Genomic DNA, 19,897 nt, shown 5'->3' with positions numbered 1-19,897 from the left:
ATTTAATCAATCTATTTGAATTTTATTAATGAAATGATATTCACATATAATATAGATGATATTAATTAAGCTCCTATTTACTAAATTTGTTCACTTTTTTTCTAACTTTGATGTACGGAATTCAAATAAAGTTTTTAGAGGAATTACTGTATTAAAAGCCAGATAAGGGTGAATAACGTGAGTATCTTCAAGTTTTTCTTTATCTATATTAGATAATGTTTTTTTCATTAATTCTGCATAATCCTTTCTATACTGTTGAAATGCTTGTTCAGAAAGAGGAATTAAATCTCGAGGGACTTGGTGTGTTTGATGAAATTGAAGTGCTTTTTCGCTTGAATGAATTTGTTGTTGGTTTTGGGTATAGAATTCCCCCAATTGATGAAGAAATTCTCGAATTGTCTCAAATAGAAGGATGTTATATTTGAAAATTGTTTTAGAGTAATTTAGAATATCTGCAGTCGAGGATTTATCTAATTTTTCAAATGGTTCGTATAATTTCTTGTGAAATTCAGGATGTAACACAAAATACTTTATGGGTTTTATGGAATGCTCTTTTTTTTCAGTCAATTCAGTAATTAATCCTTGCTTGTTTAGCAGGCGCATATGATAAATTATAGTATTTTTAGATTTATGCAAGATTTCGCTGATATTAGTCAAGCTTAATTTGCGATAGATAAAAAGCAGAAGTAATGCTTCAAGTCTGGTTTTACTGTTTAATGTTTTGATGATAGCAAGTTTATCATTTGAAATTGATGATGTATCTTTAGAATATGTTGTTTTTGGTTTAATTTCAAATCGCATTTATTTCTGACTTCCAGCAATTTTATTAAATTATAAATTTTGTTGAATAGATGAAATTTTGATTCAATTTAAGTTAATTTTAAAAAGAGAAAAAATTTGCTATTTTTTAATAATATCTACTTTATTTTTTATATATTGGTTCTAATCCTGTTTGAAAATGTCGTAAACTTAATTCCTTTCCACGAGAAATTCGTACCTTTGGGACTAACTCCTTATTATTATATAATTCTGTTACAGCTGCTACGGTGTAATCAATATCTTCTTTACTATAAGCATTTCTAGGTATTGCAAAACGAACTAAATTTAAAATCCCTTTTCGCTCTTCCTCACTTCGCTGATCCCATTCAAAGGCAAAAGGTCCTAATTCACAAGCCCGTATACCATAATAGCGTAGTAACTCAATAGTAAAGCCAACACCTCCAAAATCTTCGGTCGATAGATCAGTCCCTTCTAAAAATCTATCCATATCAATGTAGATTGCATGACCACCAGGAGGAAGAATTACAGGAACCTTCTGCTTAGCTAATTCTGCTGCAAAATAACGTGTTTGCTCAATGCGACCACGTAAATATGATTCTTTAACGATTTCATACAAACCCATAGCTAAAGCCATTATATCTCGCCCACTTAAAGCACCATAAGAATCATTACCAATAGTGACTATTTGTTTTTCCTTTATTCGAATTCCTACGTTTTTACCATTAATGGAATATTTTTGGACAAAAACACCATTATCTCTAAGAAATAAGGCACCACCCATGTTTGCAAGGCCGTCTTTTTTCAAGCTGATTGTAAAACCATCAGCATAAGAAAACATCTCTTTAATGACCGTTCTAATTGATTTGTCAGTATAACCTTTTTCAAATTCTCGAATGAAATATGCATTTTCAGCGAACCTACAAGCGTCGAAGAATAGAGGGATGCCGTATTTGTCTGCAATGTTTTTCACAGCTTTAATATTTGCCATTGATACTGGTTGCCCTGCTACTGAATTGTTAGTTAAAGTTAAATAGATCAAAGGAATACTATCAACACCCCGTTCTTGAATGATTGATTCCAATTGTTCGATATCCATATTTCCCTTGAAAGGATTTGTTTTTGATAAATCTGAAACTGGAAATTCTTCTAATACCGATTTTTTATCGAAAACATTAATTGGATCTATCTGAACTGCCCTAATATTAGCTCCAGTTGTATCAAAATGGCCATTATTGGGAATGGCATAATGTTTTGTAGGATTAATTTCATGCAATATTTCTGCAAGAGTTGAAAAAAGAAGATGTTCAGCAACTCTTCCTTGTGGACAAATGAAGGTATTCGGGCGCATTAATTGAAATTTTCCTCCATTAACAAATCCACCTTGATAACTTTTAAGATATAATTCATCCATAAGAACTTCTACATCATCTTCGCCTTTCATAATCAAATCAATTGGTTTGACAGGATTATCTCCCCGTTCAAATGTATCTCGAAAGGCTTCCAGTAATACATAATAGCCTCGATTTCTTCCATATGATTCATCTCCCAAAAACAATGCCGCCCACTGCAAATCTGTCATAGAAGTGGTTCCGCTATCAGACAAATAATCCAAGTATAATAGATCTGCAGGAAATGAAAACATATTATATTCCGTTTCTTTTAATACGCGTTCCCTCTGCTGTCTGCTTACTGTTTTATAATTCCTTACAACATATGCTTTATGAGAAGGTCTGGGTGTTCTTAGATCATTCAATGATTTAATTTTTTTTGAATTTTCCATGTTTTGTTCACAACTTTACTGTAATAAGCTTTAAATGATAAATAAATAGAAAAAGAGATACAGCCTAAACTTATTCGCACCTAAACTATTATAATTATTCTTAGATTTGAGAATATTTAACTATTTGCGAAAATTGTGATTATTCTTCTCACATTGGAGGAAATTCAAGATACAAGCATAATATATTATAATTTCGTCCAATATCTATAATTAGTGATATTTTCATAGATTATAGCAAAATTAACTGATTTCACAATACCAAATGCATCAAAATCATCTTTAGTGAATGAATTATTATCAAATGATATCTAATGGAGAAAATTAAATGTTTTGAATTCTTTTTTAATATGAGACGCTATGAATTTTTGTATCCATGGATTACCTATTGAAAATTGTCCCCACTGTGTAAAAAATACAGGAATTAAACCTCCTATTCAGTTAATTCATCCTGCACCTCGTGAAATTCCAATGCCAGTTCCCTACAAAGAAAAATATCTTTCTCGGATTGATCTCAATAGAAATCCACTTTTTAAGATGAAATCATCTATTAATCGAGAAATTTCTCCTCTCTCTCGCAAATTTTCATTAGATATTTCTTATGAATCTATTAATGAATCTATTTTTCTTAAACGAAAAAACAAATTAGAAGAAAAATATAAAATATCGAGAGAAGCGGAAGAATTAATTAACCCAAAATCCAATTCTTTGATTGATTTAAAGAAAAAATTCACCAGAGAATAATGTTTTTATTATCATTATTCAATTTCTTTATATGAAATAATCCCAATTTTCTTCCTAACACCATGCTTTATAATCTTATAAGGATATTGCAATTTTGTTGCTACTTTTTGAATTAATTCAAATTCACCCTCTCGATTTACATCATCAAAAATCATTGGAACTTTAGTATTAAAAAGATGTAGATTATGAAGAAAGCCATCACGTCCAATTTTTTTTGGTGGACCATCAACTAAAATGAAATCATAATGATCTGGTAATTGTTCTCGGATTTTTTGAATGTCGTACCATTTATAGTCGCCATAATCTTTAATTGGAGCAAAAATATAGTGAGTGGGGAATTTTCCAATCCAATTTGGATTATGTTCAATCGAATAAACAGTATAATGATTAGTAAATTCTTTTGTGACATTTCCAGAACCTAATTCTAACATTGTATTACCATCTGGAAAATGATCAATTATCCATTTAAATGTATATTGTGAAATAGAAGCAAATCCAAAAGTTCCTAACTTTCCAAAGAATGGCATCTTAATATAAAATGGAACTGGTGCTCATAAATATATTTTGGTAAATGAGATTATCTTGTCTTTTATATATTGATCGTATTTTTAGAAATCTTTGAGAATATCCCCACTCAACTCTTAAATTTGTTATTTTTTTTGTGTTGAAACTAATTTTTCAAAAAATTCGATAGAAAATATACTTTAATTTTTAAATACCTTAATTAAGTGGTGCTTGTATTTTAAATTCTTATTTGCCAATCTTGAATTCGGGGGTTGTACAGTTATGATAATAAAACATGCGTAGGATTATTATCGAAAAATCAACATAAGAGTCAAGATTTAAATAAAACAACATGATTTGCAAGAATTTTTAAATAAAAAAATAAATAAAAAGAAGATTGTTTGGCATTAAATCCTCGAGAAACTCCACCTGGAGAAATCTTCTGCAACACATCGAATAAAATCGATTTTTTCTTGAATTGGAACGGGATAATTAAACCTTTGCTTTTGATTCCAGAGAAATGCGTAATTTTGGTATTTTTGAATTAATTGTTCATTCAATTTCTTCCAATTTCGTGATTCTGCATATTTTAAGCCAGATTCACGATATTTATAATATTGTTTATCATCAAATAACATAACTTCACATGCTTCTTTCCAGAGAGAAAGATTTTTCCATGGAACAATAATGCCTCCTTTTGATTGATTAACAATTTCTTGACATCCACCTTTATTTGATACTATTACTGGTAAACCACTTGCTAATGCTTCTTGAATTACTTGTCCAAATGTTTCTGTTGTGGAAGGAAATAATAAGACATCTGCGCTAGCATAAGCTTGCCCTAATTTTTTTCCTTGAAGATATCCTGTAAAAATCGCTTTGGGCATTTCTGCTTGCAATGTTGCTCGAATTGGGCCATCACCTATTAAAACAAAAGCCATATCTTTATCTAAGCGATTTTCAAATTGCTTGTATATCTTCATAAAGGTTCGTAATCCTTTGTACCAAACCAGTCGACCTACAAATAAGAATACTTTTTTATTTTCAGCATTCCATGCTTTTCTGAGTTCGTTTGATCGATTTTTTGGATTAAATTGCATTCGATCAATACCACGAGACCAAATATCCACATGTTTAACGCCTTTACGTTGTAAAAGATCTACATATTTCTGAGTTGGAGCAAATATATTAAGTGCTTTGTTATAAACAGCGACCATTGCAGGCCACATGGTTTTTACCAGCCAATCTACTTGAAAATATTTCATATATGATTGAAAATCGGTGTGATGAATAAATATGACTGGAATATTTCTACGTTTGGCATATAGTAATGTGAGTAGTCCCATAAGATCGGGCGTTGCGATATGAATAATATCAGGTTGGAACTCATCAAGTTTACGGTAAAATTTATAATAAGGAAGTGCAAATCGATAATCTGGATAAAATTTAAATGGAAAAGATGGGATTAAGACAAGTTCCAATCCACTTCGGTGTTGTGGTGTGATAAGGGGTGCACCTAAAAGAATTCTGTGATGTCCTTCTAATAATGAGTTAACTAGTTCATATGTTGCTCGTGCCACTCCATCTTGATTTTTTTTAAAAGTTCCGCTGTAGATTGCAACTCTCATAATCTTTTTTTCACCTCTCGGTATTAATGATTTTTATAGTCCATTTCTTATCGTTAAATAAATATCTAGTTAAATCATTCTTTATTTATTAGCTAGATCACTACTTATTTAAATTTAATCGATTTAATAAATTGCTCAATAACCAAAAAATAAATGCAATTTTATAGTAGGGATAGAGAATTTTTGAAGTTTATTGATTATTAGTGGAAATCTTGAATATTTAAGAAGAGAACAGGCGTTATATAATTAATTTGTATTTTATATATAATAGAATTTGATATCATAAATCTTTAATTTGCCTACTTTATAACTAATTTTTGGTTATTATTGCAAATCAAATTCAATTTGAGACATTGTTTTTATTTTTATTAAGCAAGTAAAAATAAGAAATATATTGAAATCTAATATACGATGATATTTCTATAGAATTTTTCCTAAATAATTTTGAATTATTTCTTTTCCTTTTTCTTTTTGTACCATTCCTTCAAAACTTGTTCTAATTCTTGTTTAGAAAAAGGTTTCCTAAGAACATTATCAAATCCAAAGTCATCAAAATTCTGCATTACAAAATCATTTGAATATCCACTGGAAGCTATTACATAAGTATCTGGGGCGATTTCTTTTATTTCCAAAATTAGATCTTTTCCATCTTTATCTCCTGGTAAGGTCAAATCTACTACAATCAAATCAGGTAATTCATTATTATTCTTCATTTTTTTCATGAAGTTTCACGATAATCTTTCTCCCTCATCTAGCACTCTGACATAATATCACTCATTTAGATGGTGAAGATTAATGTGAAAGGTCATGTTTTTTTTAAAATATTAATAAAACTTGTACTTTCAGAGACTCCAATTGCTTTAATTCCATAATCTGCTAATAAATATTCTAAAACCTTTAAAACATTACGATTATCATCCAAAATTAATCCTAGTGCTGAAGAATAAATTTGTGTTGACGAATTTTTATCTATTTCTGTAGATTTAAGAGGAATACCAGGTAAAAGAAAATAAAACGTACTACCTTTATTTATTTCTGATTTAAAATTTAAATAACCTTTGTGATTTTCGATGATAATTTTAGAAATTGCTAACCCTAATCCAGTTCCGTTCTCTTTTGTGGTAAAAAATGGTTGGAAAAGCTTATTATAATTTTCTTTACGAATTCCAATTCCTTGATCAATAACCTCTAAGTAAATATAATCGCCCGGTGGTAGATTATATTTATTTTCTTCCTCTAAAGTCTTATTTCTGGCATTTATTTTTATTGTTTTTCCTCCTTCCATTGATTGATCCGCGTTAATTAAAAAATTTTGAATTACCTGACTTATTTTTACTGGATCACCATTGAAGCCAAAGAGATCTTTATCTATTTGTGTTATTGCTTGGGATTTTCTTCCTACTAAACTTATTTTTATGGTGTTTTCAAGTAATTCAGCAAAATTATTATTGTGGGAAATTGAAGGTTTATGATCTTTTGAAAATGTAAACAATTGTTGCACCAAATTTCTTGTTTGAATTGATGCTTGTTGAGCATCTTCTAAGCAAGATCGCGTTGTTTCACTTAAATTTTCATCATTTAATCCAAGACTTATATTTCCCAAAATTCCTGTTAAAAGATTATTGAAATCATGTGCAAATCCTCCTGCCAACAATCGAATTGATTCAATTCTTGCTTGAGATATTAGTAAATCTTGTGTTTTTTGGATTTCTTTATTCTTTTTATTGACTTCTTCAATTTTCCTCAATATTATTTTAGTATTGATATATGAATACACATATGAAACAAAAAGTAGTGGTAACGCTATTTGAATATTATTTACTAATGGAATATTTGTTACTGGATCGAAATTCTGGGAGAAAGTAAATACTCTTAAATAAAGTAGAATCCCCATTGCCACTAATGAAATTATAAAAGCAACTGTAGTAAACCAAAAATCTTTTAATAGGCTTGAAATGATTAAAAATATTCCGATTGCACTAAACACCATTGCAGAGTTTTGTGAATATGATTGATAAATAAGGATTCCTATAGCTGCAATAATAAAAAAGCTTGATGCAATATTATATTTCTTAAAATACACTAATATTAGAGTAATAACTATAAATATTAATTGAAAAATAACTCCGATCTGATAATTTGCTGGTTTGAATAGACCAATTATGAAGAATACAGAAGATAGTACAAAAGATATTATACAAATCCATATTATTAATTGATGTTGAAATTTACTTATAATTGAATCTTGCTCAATATCATCCATATAATCAATTTATATCTTAACTTTTTATAATCGATCTTTCAAATGTGAAATTAAAAAAAAAATAATTATTAAAAAAAATGAGTAAATATTTAATAATACTAATAATAATTTGGTTATTTAAATTATATACATTTATATTGTTTTTAGTAAAGATTTAATAAGGAACTTATTGAAAAAAGTTAATTATTTTTGGTTCTGATTTCTTCTTTAATTTTAAATAATACCCAAAAATCTTATAAAAAACTTATTCGCTATTCCAAAGCAATTTTTTTTTTTTTTTTGAATCAAATATAAGCTATTAACTTAAAAATCTCATCGCTGATTTCTCTTTTGTAAATAAATAATCCTAACAAATTTCTATTTAATGTTATGATTAAAAAGCTTTTAACCTCCTTGAATTGGTTGAACAATGCTGATATAGTCTGATTCGCAAATATTTCGGTTTTTAGCGAATTTTGGGGCAATTCTCTCTCCATTAATCATAACAACAATAAAATTTGATTTCATCCCGTTAACAGAAAAAATTTTTATTTTTAACAGTCGGTGTAATGCTTTTAATAATTCTTCCACATTTGCATTTTTCTTTAATTCTATTGACACTTCTGAATTAATACTTTTTAATCCGAAATTTCCAGCTAAATTCACAATGATTTTCATTTTTTTTTACATAACACATTTATTTTTTCTTTTTATATGATTTGAATAAAGAAATTATTGAAAAATACTCAAAAAAATCTAAATCTTTCCAGTTGTATTTTAGTGTTAAGGTAACATTACTATAGTTGTGTTCTTAGTATTTAACTTTAGTGAATTTTTTGCAAAATCTAATTCAAGCTGTTCTAAAGCAGAAATGGTTGGAACTCCCGTTTCAGGATCCCAACTCATTGATTCATAATAATCCCTTACCATGGTTTTAATATCTAACTTTATTCCTTTTAGAGGGCCTTTTTCCATTGGTGGAATTCCTAGTGCACGAGTATTAATTTGGTGTTGAATTGCACCATGTTTAGCATTAAATGCTTGCCGTAGAGTCTGAATGCGATATCCAATTTTGATCAAATCATTATTTGTCAACTGTATACCCGTTGCCTGGAAAATAAAATCAAGCAATCGAATATTACCGGACCATGTCGCAAAATTACAGAATCCAAGAGCATTAACCGTTTGGTGTATTTTTGCCATGAATGCTTGAGCAGGACCTTTTGAATCGTACTTATGCTTTTTTGATTTTGGTATTTTAAGACCTTTAATAAATTTCCCAATAGGGCCTACCTCCATAAAATCAATACTTGCAGCAGTATGTCTTCCTGGAGTAGGGTCAGATACATATGTGGTGGCTAAACTTGGACCGAATTTGCTGTCATGCATCGGTAATTCTTGACCATTTGCATGAACTGCAAATTTTTCTGCACCTTTTCCAATTTTTTCTGCAGCAATTTTAACTCCATCGGCTAAAATTTTTCCAATATGCTCGCGCTTTACAATCATTTCAAGTAATGGCATAATACTTTCAGAGTTACCCCATCCAATCTCAAGGCCTCCCGTATCTTCTTTTGTTATAATTCCGTTTTCAAAACACTCAATCGCAAAAGCAACAACACCACCAGCTGAAATTGAATCATATCCTGCTCGATTTAAATATTCATTCACCTTAAGCAGAGTATTTACATCATCATTTAAAATTAAAGCCCCAAATGCTGTGGCTGTTTCATATTCTGGACGATGGGTTTCTTTCAAATCTAATTCAGGCACTGATAGAATGGCTCCACATCTTAGTGGACACGAGAAACATCCATAAGGTTTCACTTTCCATTGTTCAAGATTTTGGGCAGTAAGATTTCTAACCTTCTTTTGAGGAAAATCAATATAACCCACACCATTCCAGTTTTTCACAGGTGCATCTCCCACTTCTGAAGAAATTGCGGTACTTAAACCTGTTCCATATTTTGACATCATGGTTACCTGCATCCCTTCTGTCAAAAAGAGATCCATTTTAATCATGCGCATCATCCCTGGTAGGATGTTATTAAATTTCATCATCACGCGCGACATTAAATCCTTAAATTTCATTTTATCTTTGTATTCTTTAGTCATTTGAATTACAGATTTCATATTCTTATAAGGATATTTGGTATGGCCAATCAAGGCAACTGCTTTTAATTTTTTCGATCCCATTACTGCTCCTAATCCCGAACGCGCAGCAATACGCCCTTTATCGTTTACTATTCCTGCATTTCGAATTAAATTTTCCCCTGCCATACCAATAGCTGCAACCCGGATTCTATTTCCATATTTATTTTTTAAAAAGTCGTCAGTTTCTATAGCGTCTTTTCCCCATAAAGACGAAGCATCCTTAATTACTGCTTTTCCTTCTTTTACCAAGAGATAAACTGGTTCTTCACTTTTTCCAACAAAAATAATCCCATCATATCCACATTTTTTAATTTCAGGTCCAAAAGTCCCTCCGCTATTTGAATCACCCCAACCACCTGATAATGGACTTTTACCACAAACCATATAACGGCCTGTAAAGGGTGTGGTGGTTCCTGTAAGTAATCCTGGCATAAATGCCAATATATTATCAGGTCCTAGTGGATCAGCATCAACTGGGATTTCTTCAAAGAGAATACGTACAGCTAAACCATATCCACCTAAATATTGGTGGTACCACTCTTCTGGAATTTCACGTTCAATTATTTCATGTGTACTTAAATTTATCCACAAAATTTTCCCAAAATATCCAAATTTCTCGACCATTTTTGATTCTTCCTTCATAAATCTCCAACTAATTGGAATATTTTGATTATTCTACTATTTTCCAAAACAGTCAGATTATCGATCTATTCTATTCTTTGTTTTAGCATTGTATAAAAGCTTTCTATTTATCATCGCTTTTTCCCATACAAACAAATTTTAATTTCATATCATGATGAATTTATTTTTTCATAATGTTTTTCTAATACTTCATTAATGAAGGCAAATTTTGATCCAAGAAATAAAGTTTAAAATTTTTGGTGACTTAGACTTCCTCAGATCCATAAATTTGTTTAGAGGTAAAAAATATGTCTCAACTCGGAGGAACTCCAGTACTTATTTTAAAAGAAGGATCGGAACGCACAAGTGGTAAAGATGCGTCCCGTAATAATATACTCGCCGCCAAAACCATCGCTGAAGCTGTTCGTTCATCACTCGGTCCAAGAGGAATGGACAAAATGTTAATTGATCAGTTCGGTGATGTGACAATTACCAATGATGGTGCAACTATTTTAAAAGAAATTTCAGTTGAACATCCAGCAGCTAAAATGATGGTGGAAGTCGCGAAAACTCAAGATGAAGAAACTGGTGATGGTACTACAACTTCTGTGATATTAGCAGGTGAATTGTTGAAACGGGCAGAGAAATTGCTTGATCAAAAGATTCATCCTACTGTGATTACTGAGGGTTTTCGAAAAGCGGCTAATAAAGCACTTGAAATATTAGATGGAATGGCTACAAAGATCTCTCCAACAGATAAAGATATGTTAAAGAAAGCGGCAAAAACTTCAATGAGTTCAAAAATTATTCATGAATACGACGATTTAATTGCAGATATTGTTGTAAATGCTTGTTTGGCTGTTCGTGAAGAAGTTGAAGGGATAAATACAGTTGATTTAGATCGAATTCAGATTCAAAAGAAAGAAGGCGATTCTATTGAAGAGACTAAATTTATCTCAGGAATTATATTAGATAAAGAAATTGTGAATTCAGGAATGCCTAAAAGGCTAGAAAATGCCAAGATTCTTTTAATTTCTGCCGCTGTGGAAGTCGAAAAGACCGAATTTGATGCAAAACTTCAAATTACAAGTCCTGAACAAATAAATGCCTTTTTAGACCAAGAACAACAGATGCTTCAAGATTTAGTTGATAAAATTGCAGCTACAGGAGCAAATGTGGTTATTTGTCAGAAAGGTATTGATGACATGGCACAACATTTCTTAGTGAAGAAAGGAATTGCTGCAGTTCGACGAGTTAAAAAATCTGATTTAGAAAAGTTATCTAAAGCAACAGGTGGTGTAATATATTCTAATTTAGATGATATGTCTGCTGATGGTCTTGGATTTGCAGGATTAGTTGAAGAACGAAAAGTCATGAACGAAAATTGGGTATTTATCGAACAGTGCAAGCATCCTAAATCTGTTGTTATTTTCATTCGAGGCGGAACTGATTTGATTGTGGATGAAACGGAGCGTTCTATTCATGATGCCCTTTCTGTGGTTAAAGACTGCATTGAAGAACCAAGCATTTTAGGTGGAGGCGGTGCACCTGAAGCCGAAGTGGCAAAAGGATTGCGAAAATTTGCTGAAACCTTAGAAGGTCGTGAGCAATTGGCTGTTGAAGTTTTTGCTGATTCAATGGATATTATTCCGAAGACATTGGCTGAAAATGCAGGTTTAGATCAAATTGAAATGCTTATGAAAATTCGAGCAGCTCATGGAGAAGGTAAGAAATATGCAGGTTTAAACCTAGATGATATGAAAGTTGAAGATGATATGACAAAAATTGATGTCATTGAACCTGTTGCTGTGAAAAAGCAAGCTATTAAATCCGCTTCAGAAAGTGCTCAAATGATATTACGAATCGATGATATAATTGCCGGTGCTAGATCTGAAGGGCCTGCTGGTGGAGCACCTGGTGGTATGGGCGGAATGGGTGGCATGGGTGGAATGCCTCCTGGTATGATGTAAGGTTTTTTCTTTTTCAAATTTTATTTTTTACTTATGATCTCTTATCTCTTTTCTTTTCTTTTTTATTTTTATATTTCATATTATTATTCATTTATAATGTGGATAAATATTATAATGACTTTCTTTTTGCCTAAGTTTCCTGACAATAATCCCAATGAACTTGATAAAACATTTGTGATTTAGACAATAGAATTATCTAGACGGATGTAATTAAAGTGTTTGTGAAAATTCCTTATCTTTTTAGCTTAATGGCATTATCTAAATTAAAATGTATGTAAATTTTTATAATTTTTAAATTATGCTACCTAGATAATTATTTAGCTAAAATGAAAGAATTAATTATTTTCTCAGCTTAATGAGATTGTAGTAAATGAGTAAGTATAGATAATTGGACTTTGAGTACATTTATCTGCGGGGCATGTGCATGAAAACAAATATCTCTCAAGAAGTATATGCAGCATTAAAAGAATTTGGCTTAACGGATTATGAAACTCGAGCATTCGTAGCCCTCATTACAAATGGAGTCAGTTCGGCAAAAGAATTAAGCGATCGAACTTCCATTCCTTATAGTCGAATTTATGATGTGCTAGTAAATCTAGAATCTCAGCAATGGGTAAAAGTAATCAGTGGCCGACCGATGAAATATAAAGCTGAACGTCCTGCGTTTGTAGCCAAATTGGCGAAAAAGGAATTAGAAGAAAAATACCAACGTATCGAGTCTGCTTTACTTGAAAAACTTGAACCGTTATATGGGGCTGAAGAAACAGTTGAATCAACACCTATTTGGATTTTAAATGGTCAAATATTCCAAAAAGTTGAAGAAATGATTCGAGGAACATCAAAAGATCTTACCATCTTCTTGAAAAATCCTAATGAAGAAATGTTGTCGGACTATTTTGATATTTTCTTAGATTTATCTGAGAAAAAAGTAGAGATCAATGTTATCGTGGATGAAACTCATTTTAATATAAAAAATAAGAATGTTTGGCGAAAATTGGTGTCAATTGCAAAGGTTCAGATGGTAAAACATGTATTATTTGACGCAATTTTATTTGATCAAACAGAAATGATTATTTTTCTAACTTCTTTTTTGAAAATAGCGATTAAAGATGAAAATATGGTCTTTCTTATTCAAGAAAGCCGATTAATAAATTACAGCAAGACTTATTTCAAAATGCTGTGGAGTATGGGACACAAGTTTTCACTGCGTGATTTTAACTAATTAAATACTTAATTATTTATTTTTTCTCTCCCATTTTTTTGTAATTTTACTTCTTCTAATTATAGTGTGAAGTGTATCATTTTAAAGAGATTTTAATTTTATATCAGTAATTTTTTTTTTGATGATAATTTAATTTTCCTATGGTTTTAGTGTCTGTAATTGCTGGTTCCACTTCAGATGAAAAAATTTACAGAAAAGCTTTATCTGTGCTGGAAGAAAAGAATATAGATCATGAATTGAAAATTCTATCTGCTCATCGAAATCCTGATGAATTAGCTGAATACGTTCGATCAACTGATGCCAAAGTTTTTATTTGTGTTGCAGGATTATCTGCCGCACTTCCAGGAGTTGTAGCTTCAAAAACAGATAAACCTGTCATCGGTGTTCCAGTAAGTGCGAAATTAGGTGGATTAGATGCTTTGTTATCTATAGCACAAATGCCACCAGGAGTTCCGGTTGCGTGTGTCGGAATAGACAACGGGAAAAATGCCGCTTTTCTTGCTTTGAGAATTTTACAACTTTTATAAATTGTAATCTTTGAAATATGGAATTATTTTTTTATTTTTTTAGGAATTTTTAGAGAAATTAAGTTCTTCATGTAATTTCAGTAAATATCAATGTTAATATCAAATGAAAATGGAAAATTAGAATGAAAATAAGGAGATAATCAATAGAAAATAGAAAAAATTACTAGAAAAAAAACAATTATACTTTTTACTCTTCTGAAACTTGATTATTTTTTATCTGTTTCTTTTTTTTTGATTTTAAATCAAAAACTTCTTCCACAATTGGTTGAATATGTAATTTTCGAGTATCACCATTGAAATTTGCCAAATCTGGATGGGATAATTCAATTTTTTCAACTAATTCTTCCAAAATACTGTGATATACTCCCAGATTTTCATCGGCTAATAAAAGACAAAGAACTACTTTTCCTTGCTTAAATATTAAAGATTTTTCCCCAATTTCGATATTTTCTAATTTTCCCCTGTCTCCTGAAATTTCTGAAAGCATTCCTTTAATTCCTACCAAACCACCTGCAACTAAATCTGTATTTGGTCTATTCTCATCTTCGGGAATTGTTGCAGTAACCTTAATATCACCATGCAATTCAGAAGCAACAATTTCTGCAAATGATTGATAAAATAGAGAAATTCCTGTTTCAGCTATGATCACATGAAGTTCTTTCATACCAGATTTCCATGAAAATTCATCATATGAAGGAATAGATAAGAAGAAATAGCGCATGATGAGAAAACCAAAGAGTTCAATTAGTGTTCCGTAAACATACCACCATTGTTGATCATAATTTACCATATCTCGAATCGAAATTTCAATAAATCCACCGATACCTGCGATTATAATTCCAAAAATTCCAAATAGTACACGTCGTCGTACTTCTCGTTGTGGTGATAGCTTTACAACTAATATGTAAACAATACCTAAGAAATCGATAATTCCAAATCCAAAAATGACTAAAATTACCGGAATCATTGTAGGGCTACTAATCACAACATACTTAATATTTTGAGGATCCATTGCGCATAAGACCATCCAAATAAACATGTACAACACTGTTAGAATTCCAAAAAGACCGATTGAATATAGAATGACTTTTTTATTTTTTAATAAAATCAACAAACAAACATATCCTATCGAGACTATAATGGATAACATGATAACATATTGTAATGCTGGAATCCATGCTAAGTTTAGATCCTGCGCTTCAAAATCCTTTTTTAGAAAATAGTTGATGAAAGCAGGAAATAAATATAACCCATATCCCAACATTGCACATGAAATAATAAAGAAGATCATATAGGCAGCGTCGCCACGAGTCCTTTTATCTGCTCGAATGTATCTTGCTAAAAGATCACTACCAAACAGTGTTAAAAGAAGTATAAAGGCACCGTATAATACCATGACAATAACTTCAATTGTTGTAAATTCATGGTTAATATTTTCAATAAAAAACATCTTTTGTAAGTCTCCCATTAATTTTTATATGATTATATTATTGTAATATACTCTATAAATAATTTAAGAATTTAACTTTCTTCAAATCATTAACCACATGTTTGTTGTGAAAGGTGTTCTTATTTCGTTCTGGGTTTTTTTCTACATGAAGGAAATCGATTTTAATATATTCTACATTAATTTCTGTTTTTTTCCATCATAACGAATAAAATGGTATACATTTGATAATTTACTGTCTTCATTACATCAATTAAAATGACTCTGATGTTTTTCATTAATAAATAAAAACGATACAACAAAATTGTGTTATTTTTTTTAATTTCGATTTATGCATTATTTAAAAATTGCTTAGTTCTGCAAAAAGCTTAACTTTTATATAATTTCTTAGTGATAGTGAGTACTGATGAAATTACATGGAAGCTGATAAGATACTTGTAGGTGTGCTTTCTGATACGCACATTTCTTCATCAAATGAGATTTCCAGCGCATTAAAATCTGCCTTGGCTGAATTTAATAATTTTCATATAGACTATCTTTTTCATTTGGGAGATTTCACCAATGCGAGCGTATATCAAATTCTAATTGATAAATATGGTGAGGATCGAGTAATTGCTGTTCATGGAAATATGGATGCAATGGATTCACAATTACAAAATATTCTTCCCGCTAAAAAAGAAATTACTTTAATGAATCATAGAATCCTTCTTCTCCATGGTTGGGGTGCACCAATCAATATGATCGGTCGAATTAAATCACGATTTGATTTAAATCAATATGATTTAATTGTTTTTGGACATACACATCGACATTTAATCACACAGCGAGGGAATAAATGGTTTTTTAATCCAGGTGCATGCAAAAATCGGGGTTCTTTTGGACTCTTAGAACTAACTAAGGATGAAATAAGCCCTCGAATTATTCAATTATAAATTTCTAATGCTTTTTATTTCTTTTTTTTTCCAGAAATAAACTTATTCGCACATATTCGCGAATAATTTACAGTAAATTTTGTAATGATCAATTTTTCAAATACATTTTATTTTCAGTGCCTTGATGCGATGATGAGAAATTTCAAAATCATTTCAACCAATTTCAGAAATGGTGTAAGATTCGTTCTTAAAATTTATTTAAAAATAAGATTTTCTTCTAAATTCTACTCTAAATCATTTTAAAATTAAAATATAACTATGTAAAAAAGGATTATATTTTTTTTTTACAGATAATTTTTTCAAATATGCGTGATTTTTTAATATACGTTCTGTTATAAGAGTGATCTTATTCGGGACGTATCTTTCGATTTTATTGGGGAAACACATCATGACTTCTAAAAAAACTGAGAGAAAAGAAAAGAAAAGAAAAAATACAAATAAAGCTGCAAAGCAATTAAAAAAAAACCAAACTGAAAGAGGGCTTCCTCCATTTGAGAATTTCAGCGAGTGGTTTAATCAAGTATTATTTGATGCTGGAATAATCGATTATCGATATAATTTGAAAGGTTGTGGTGTTTGGTTACCTTATGGATTTAAAGTTCGCCAGAATGCTTTTCAAATAATTCGTGATTTATTAGACAATACACCTATCCCTCATGATGAAATGTTATTTCCCCTATTAGTTCCAGAACCACAATTTATGAAAGAAGCGGAAACTGTGAAAGGTTTTGAAGAAGAAGTGTATTGGGTAAAAGATGGGGGGACTAAACCTTTAGATATTAAATTAGCACTCCGTCCGACATCTGAGACCGTAATGTATCCCATGGCTTCACTCTGGATAAGATCTCATCAAGATTTACCATTAAAAACATATCAAATTGTGAATACTTTTCGCTATGAAGGTAAAAATACACGACCGCTCATTCGTGTAAGGGAAATCACAACATTCAAAGAAGCTCATACTTATCATGCAACTGCTCAAGAGTGTGAAGAGCAAATTCGAGAAGCGGTTCAATGTTACCGATCATTTTTCGATGCAATGGGAGTTCCTTATGTTATTTCACAGCGTCCGAAATGGGATACCTTTCCTGGTGCTAATTACACAATTGCTTTTGATTGTATCTTTCCTATCACACACAAAGCTTTACAAATTGGAACCGTACACAATTTAGGGCAGACATTTGGAAAAACATTCAATATAAAATATGAAACTGCAGAAGGAAAACAAGAATATGTACATCAAACTTGTTATGGTATTAGTGAACGCGCTATTGCAGCACTTGTTGCTTCTCACGGGGATAATTTCGGATTAAAACTTCCTCCAAAAGTGGCCCCTATTGAAGTAGTCATTATCCCTATCTTATTTAAAAATAAGGAAAAACCTGTATTGGATGCAGCTAATTCCTTAGTTAAGTCATTAAAAGAAGTGGGATTTCGTGTTCGTATTGATCTACGTGAAATAAGTCCTGGAAGGAAATATTTTCATTGGGAATTACGTGGTGTTCCTGTGCGAGTTGAAATTGGACCAAGAGACGTTCAAAAAGGAAATGTATGCTTAGTTCGTCGTGATACTAAGGAAAAAATATTTATTCCTCAAAAGAATGCAGTTGAAGAATTAAGAAAATTACTTAATTTAATTCAATCTGATATGTGGGAATCGGCTAAAACGCACCATAATGATTGGAATTTACGAACAAATGACTTAGAAGAAGCTTTGAATTTTATTGATGAAGGAAAAGGGATTGCAGAAATTCCATTTTGTGGATCTGAATCTTGTGCAGCTGCAGTTGAACAGCGTTTAGAAGGATTAAAATTTTTGGGAATTCCCGAAGAATACATCACAGCTTTGAATAAGGAAATTTCTACAGAGAAGGAAATCTACTGTGCTCATTGTATGAAACCAGTCACTGAATACTGGCGGATTGGCCGAACATATTAAGTCTTTTTTTATTTTATAAATACGAGAATTTTTAAGTTAATTTTTAATGTTTTTTTACTTTCTCTTGCACAAAGGGGAGAAAGAAGTTAAATAGTTCACGTGCAATAAGATCTAGTGATTCATCATGAAACTTCTTACTATTTTATATCGTATTCGCCATATTATTTTTCTCGGGGCAATAAAAATCATTAAATTTCCCAACCCCTATTTAATTTCTGGAGAAAATGCAATTGAACAATTAGCCGAACGTGTTAAATCTGATGGTGTGAAAAAAGTTTTAGTTGTAACTGATGCCAATTTGCATCAATTAGGATTATTGGATTCGTTAAAAGCTGCTTTATCTACACACAATGTAAGCTTTGCTGTTTTTGATGATGTTCAACCAAATCCAACAATAGAAAATATTGAAAATGCATATACAATGTATACTAAAGAGAATTGCGATGGTTTTATCGCTTTTGGTGGTGGTTCTCCTATGGATTGTGCAAAAGTAGCTGCGTGTCGGGTTGTAAAACCAAAAAAACCTGTAGTAAAAATGCGTGGTCAATTTACCATTTTAAAACGACTTCCTCCTTTTTATGCAGTGCCTACAACTGCTGGTACGGGTTCAGAAACAACCGCAGCTGCTGTTGTAAGTAATCCTAAAACACATGAAAAATTTGCAATTGTTGATTTAAATATTATTCCTCACGTTGCAGTTTTAGATCCAAGATTAATGGTTGGTCTCCCTCCCTTTATAACTGCGACTACAGGGATGGACGCTTTAACCCATGCTGTCGAAGCTTCAATTGGGTGGCACAGTACGAAATATATTCGGGGATTTGCAGAAAAGGCCACAAAATTAATATTTGAGAATATTGAAGAAGTATATCAAAATGGTAGTAATCTTGAAGCTCGAAACAACATGGCATTAGCCGCTTTTTATGCAGGAGTGGCATTTACCAGAGCATCTGTGGGATATGTCCATGCTATTGCACATAACTTGGGCGGTCTATATGGTGTACCTCATGGATTGGCAAATGCTGTTGTTTTACCATATGTATTGGAAGCATTTGGTGAAAAAGCCCATAAAAAACTAGCTAAATTGGCAGTAGCAGGAGGATTGATTAAATCATACACCACTCCTAAAGAAGGTGCTGAAATTTTCATCCAAAAGGTGAAAGATCTTAATAAAACAATGGGAATTCCAACATATATCAAAGAATTACAAGAGAAAGATATTGCTTTATTAGCCGAACGCGCTGCAAAAGAAGGAAATCCTGCATATCCTGTTCCAAAAATCTTCTATCCTGATGATTTTATTGAAATTCTCCACCAAATTAAGCCACCGCAAGAATAATTTTTTTTATCTCCTTTTTTCTCTATAATATTTGTGATATTTTATTATTTTTAGAAATTTTTTTAACTACT

16 protein-coding genes are annotated in these 19,897 nt (G+C 31.1%); 7 read left to right on the top strand and 9 right to left on the bottom strand.

What is annotated here, in order from left to right; genetic code table 11:
- Positions 1-90: 90 nt before the first annotated feature.
- Both ACXLDF_RS08380 and ACXLDF_RS08375 read right to left on the bottom strand, forming a co-directional pair.
- Positions 91-801, bottom strand: coding sequence for an ArsR family transcriptional regulator (locus tag ACXLDF_RS08380; RefSeq protein WP_457558058.1), 711 nt, complete (start codon positions 799-801; stop codon positions 91-93).
- Between the two features lie 121 nt (positions 802-922).
- Entirely contained in the window at positions 923-2,560 is a 1,638-nt protein-coding gene (locus tag ACXLDF_RS08375) for a tryptophanase (protein ID WP_457558057.1), read from the bottom strand.
- 357 nt (positions 2,561-2,917) lie between these two features.
- Between ACXLDF_RS08375 and ACXLDF_RS08370 the strand changes: the two genes are divergently transcribed.
- The gene (locus ACXLDF_RS08370; RefSeq protein WP_457558056.1) at positions 2,918-3,301 is read left to right on the top strand and encodes a hypothetical protein; all 384 of its coding nucleotides are present in this window, start codon (positions 2,918-2,920) and stop codon (positions 3,299-3,301) included.
- A 14-nt stretch (positions 3,302-3,315) separates the two neighbouring features.
- On the opposite strand, the gene ACXLDF_RS08365 is transcribed toward ACXLDF_RS08370, so the two are convergent.
- The 6 genes from ACXLDF_RS08365 to ACXLDF_RS08340 all read right to left on the bottom strand — a co-directional run bounded on the left by ACXLDF_RS08365 (position 3,316) and on the right by ACXLDF_RS08340 (position 10,471).
- The gene (locus tag ACXLDF_RS08365; protein WP_457558055.1) at positions 3,316-3,828 is read right to left on the bottom strand and encodes a hypothetical protein; all 513 of its coding nucleotides are present in this window, start codon (positions 3,826-3,828) and stop codon (positions 3,316-3,318) included.
- 384 nt (positions 3,829-4,212) lie between these two features.
- Complete coding sequence (locus tag ACXLDF_RS08360; RefSeq protein WP_457558054.1) at positions 4,213-5,433, bottom strand: glycosyltransferase family 4 protein; 1,221 nt, start codon at positions 5,431-5,433, stop codon at positions 4,213-4,215.
- A 449-nt stretch (positions 5,434-5,882) separates the two neighbouring features.
- Positions 5,883-6,155: a response regulator gene (locus ACXLDF_RS08355; RefSeq protein ID WP_457558053.1), complete on the bottom strand. Its 273-nt coding sequence runs from the start codon at positions 6,153-6,155 to the stop codon at positions 5,883-5,885.
- An 83-nt stretch (positions 6,156-6,238) separates the two neighbouring features.
- The gene (locus ACXLDF_RS08350) at positions 6,239-7,696 is read right to left on the bottom strand and encodes a sensor histidine kinase (protein WP_457558052.1); all 1,458 of its coding nucleotides are present in this window, start codon (positions 7,694-7,696) and stop codon (positions 6,239-6,241) included.
- Between the two features lie 384 nt (positions 7,697-8,080).
- Positions 8,081-8,353 carry a MoaD/ThiS family protein gene (locus ACXLDF_RS08345; RefSeq protein WP_457558051.1) on the bottom strand — a complete coding sequence of 91 codons (273 nt, stop codon included), beginning with the start codon at positions 8,351-8,353 and terminating at the stop codon, positions 8,081-8,083.
- A 105-nt stretch (positions 8,354-8,458) separates the two neighbouring features.
- Positions 8,459-10,471: an aldehyde ferredoxin oxidoreductase family protein gene (locus ACXLDF_RS08340; RefSeq protein ID WP_457558050.1), complete on the bottom strand. Its 2,013-nt coding sequence runs from the start codon at positions 10,469-10,471 to the stop codon at positions 8,459-8,461.
- Between the two features lie 287 nt (positions 10,472-10,758).
- Here ACXLDF_RS08340 and thsB point away from each other — a divergent pair, with 287 nt between their 5' ends.
- From thsB to purE, 3 genes are all read left to right on the top strand, one after another.
- Positions 10,759-12,420: a thermosome subunit beta gene (gene thsB / locus ACXLDF_RS08335; protein WP_457558049.1), complete on the top strand. Its 1,662-nt coding sequence runs from the start codon at positions 10,759-10,761 to the stop codon at positions 12,418-12,420.
- A 424-nt stretch (positions 12,421-12,844) separates the two neighbouring features.
- Complete coding sequence (locus ACXLDF_RS08330; RefSeq protein ID WP_457558048.1) at positions 12,845-13,642, top strand: TrmB family transcriptional regulator; 798 nt, start codon at positions 12,845-12,847, stop codon at positions 13,640-13,642.
- A 140-nt stretch (positions 13,643-13,782) separates the two neighbouring features.
- Positions 13,783-14,169: a 5-(carboxyamino)imidazole ribonucleotide mutase gene (purE, locus tag ACXLDF_RS08325; RefSeq protein ID WP_457558047.1), complete on the top strand. Its 387-nt coding sequence runs from the start codon at positions 13,783-13,785 to the stop codon at positions 14,167-14,169.
- Positions 14,170-14,356: 187 nt separating this feature from the next.
- Here purE and ACXLDF_RS08320 read toward each other — a convergent pair whose 3' ends face one another.
- On the bottom strand, positions 14,357-15,619 hold the full coding sequence (locus ACXLDF_RS08320; protein ID WP_457558046.1) for a hypothetical protein: 1,263 nt from the start codon (positions 15,617-15,619) through the stop codon (positions 14,357-14,359).
- A 413-nt stretch (positions 15,620-16,032) separates the two neighbouring features.
- Here ACXLDF_RS08320 and ACXLDF_RS08315 point away from each other — a divergent pair, with 413 nt between their 5' ends.
- The 3 genes from ACXLDF_RS08315 (at position 16,033) to ACXLDF_RS08305 (ending at position 19,826) form a co-directional block, all read left to right on the top strand.
- Positions 16,033-16,548, top strand: coding sequence for a metallophosphoesterase family protein (locus tag ACXLDF_RS08315; protein WP_457558045.1), 516 nt, complete (start codon positions 16,033-16,035; stop codon positions 16,546-16,548).
- Positions 16,549-16,936: 388 nt separating this feature from the next.
- Positions 16,937-18,487 (top strand): proline--tRNA ligase, encoded by a 1,551-nt coding sequence (gene proS / locus ACXLDF_RS08310; protein WP_457558044.1) that lies wholly within the window; start codon positions 16,937-16,939, stop codon positions 18,485-18,487.
- Positions 18,488-18,611: 124 nt separating this feature from the next.
- Positions 18,612-19,826, top strand: coding sequence for an iron-containing alcohol dehydrogenase (locus tag ACXLDF_RS08305; protein WP_457558043.1), 1,215 nt, complete (start codon positions 18,612-18,614; stop codon positions 19,824-19,826).
- Positions 19,827-19,897 lie beyond the last annotated feature (71 nt).

It is taken from the genome of Candidatus Harpocratesius sp. (assembly GCF_054039255.1).
This window is presented reverse-complemented; position numbering and strand designations above follow the sequence as displayed.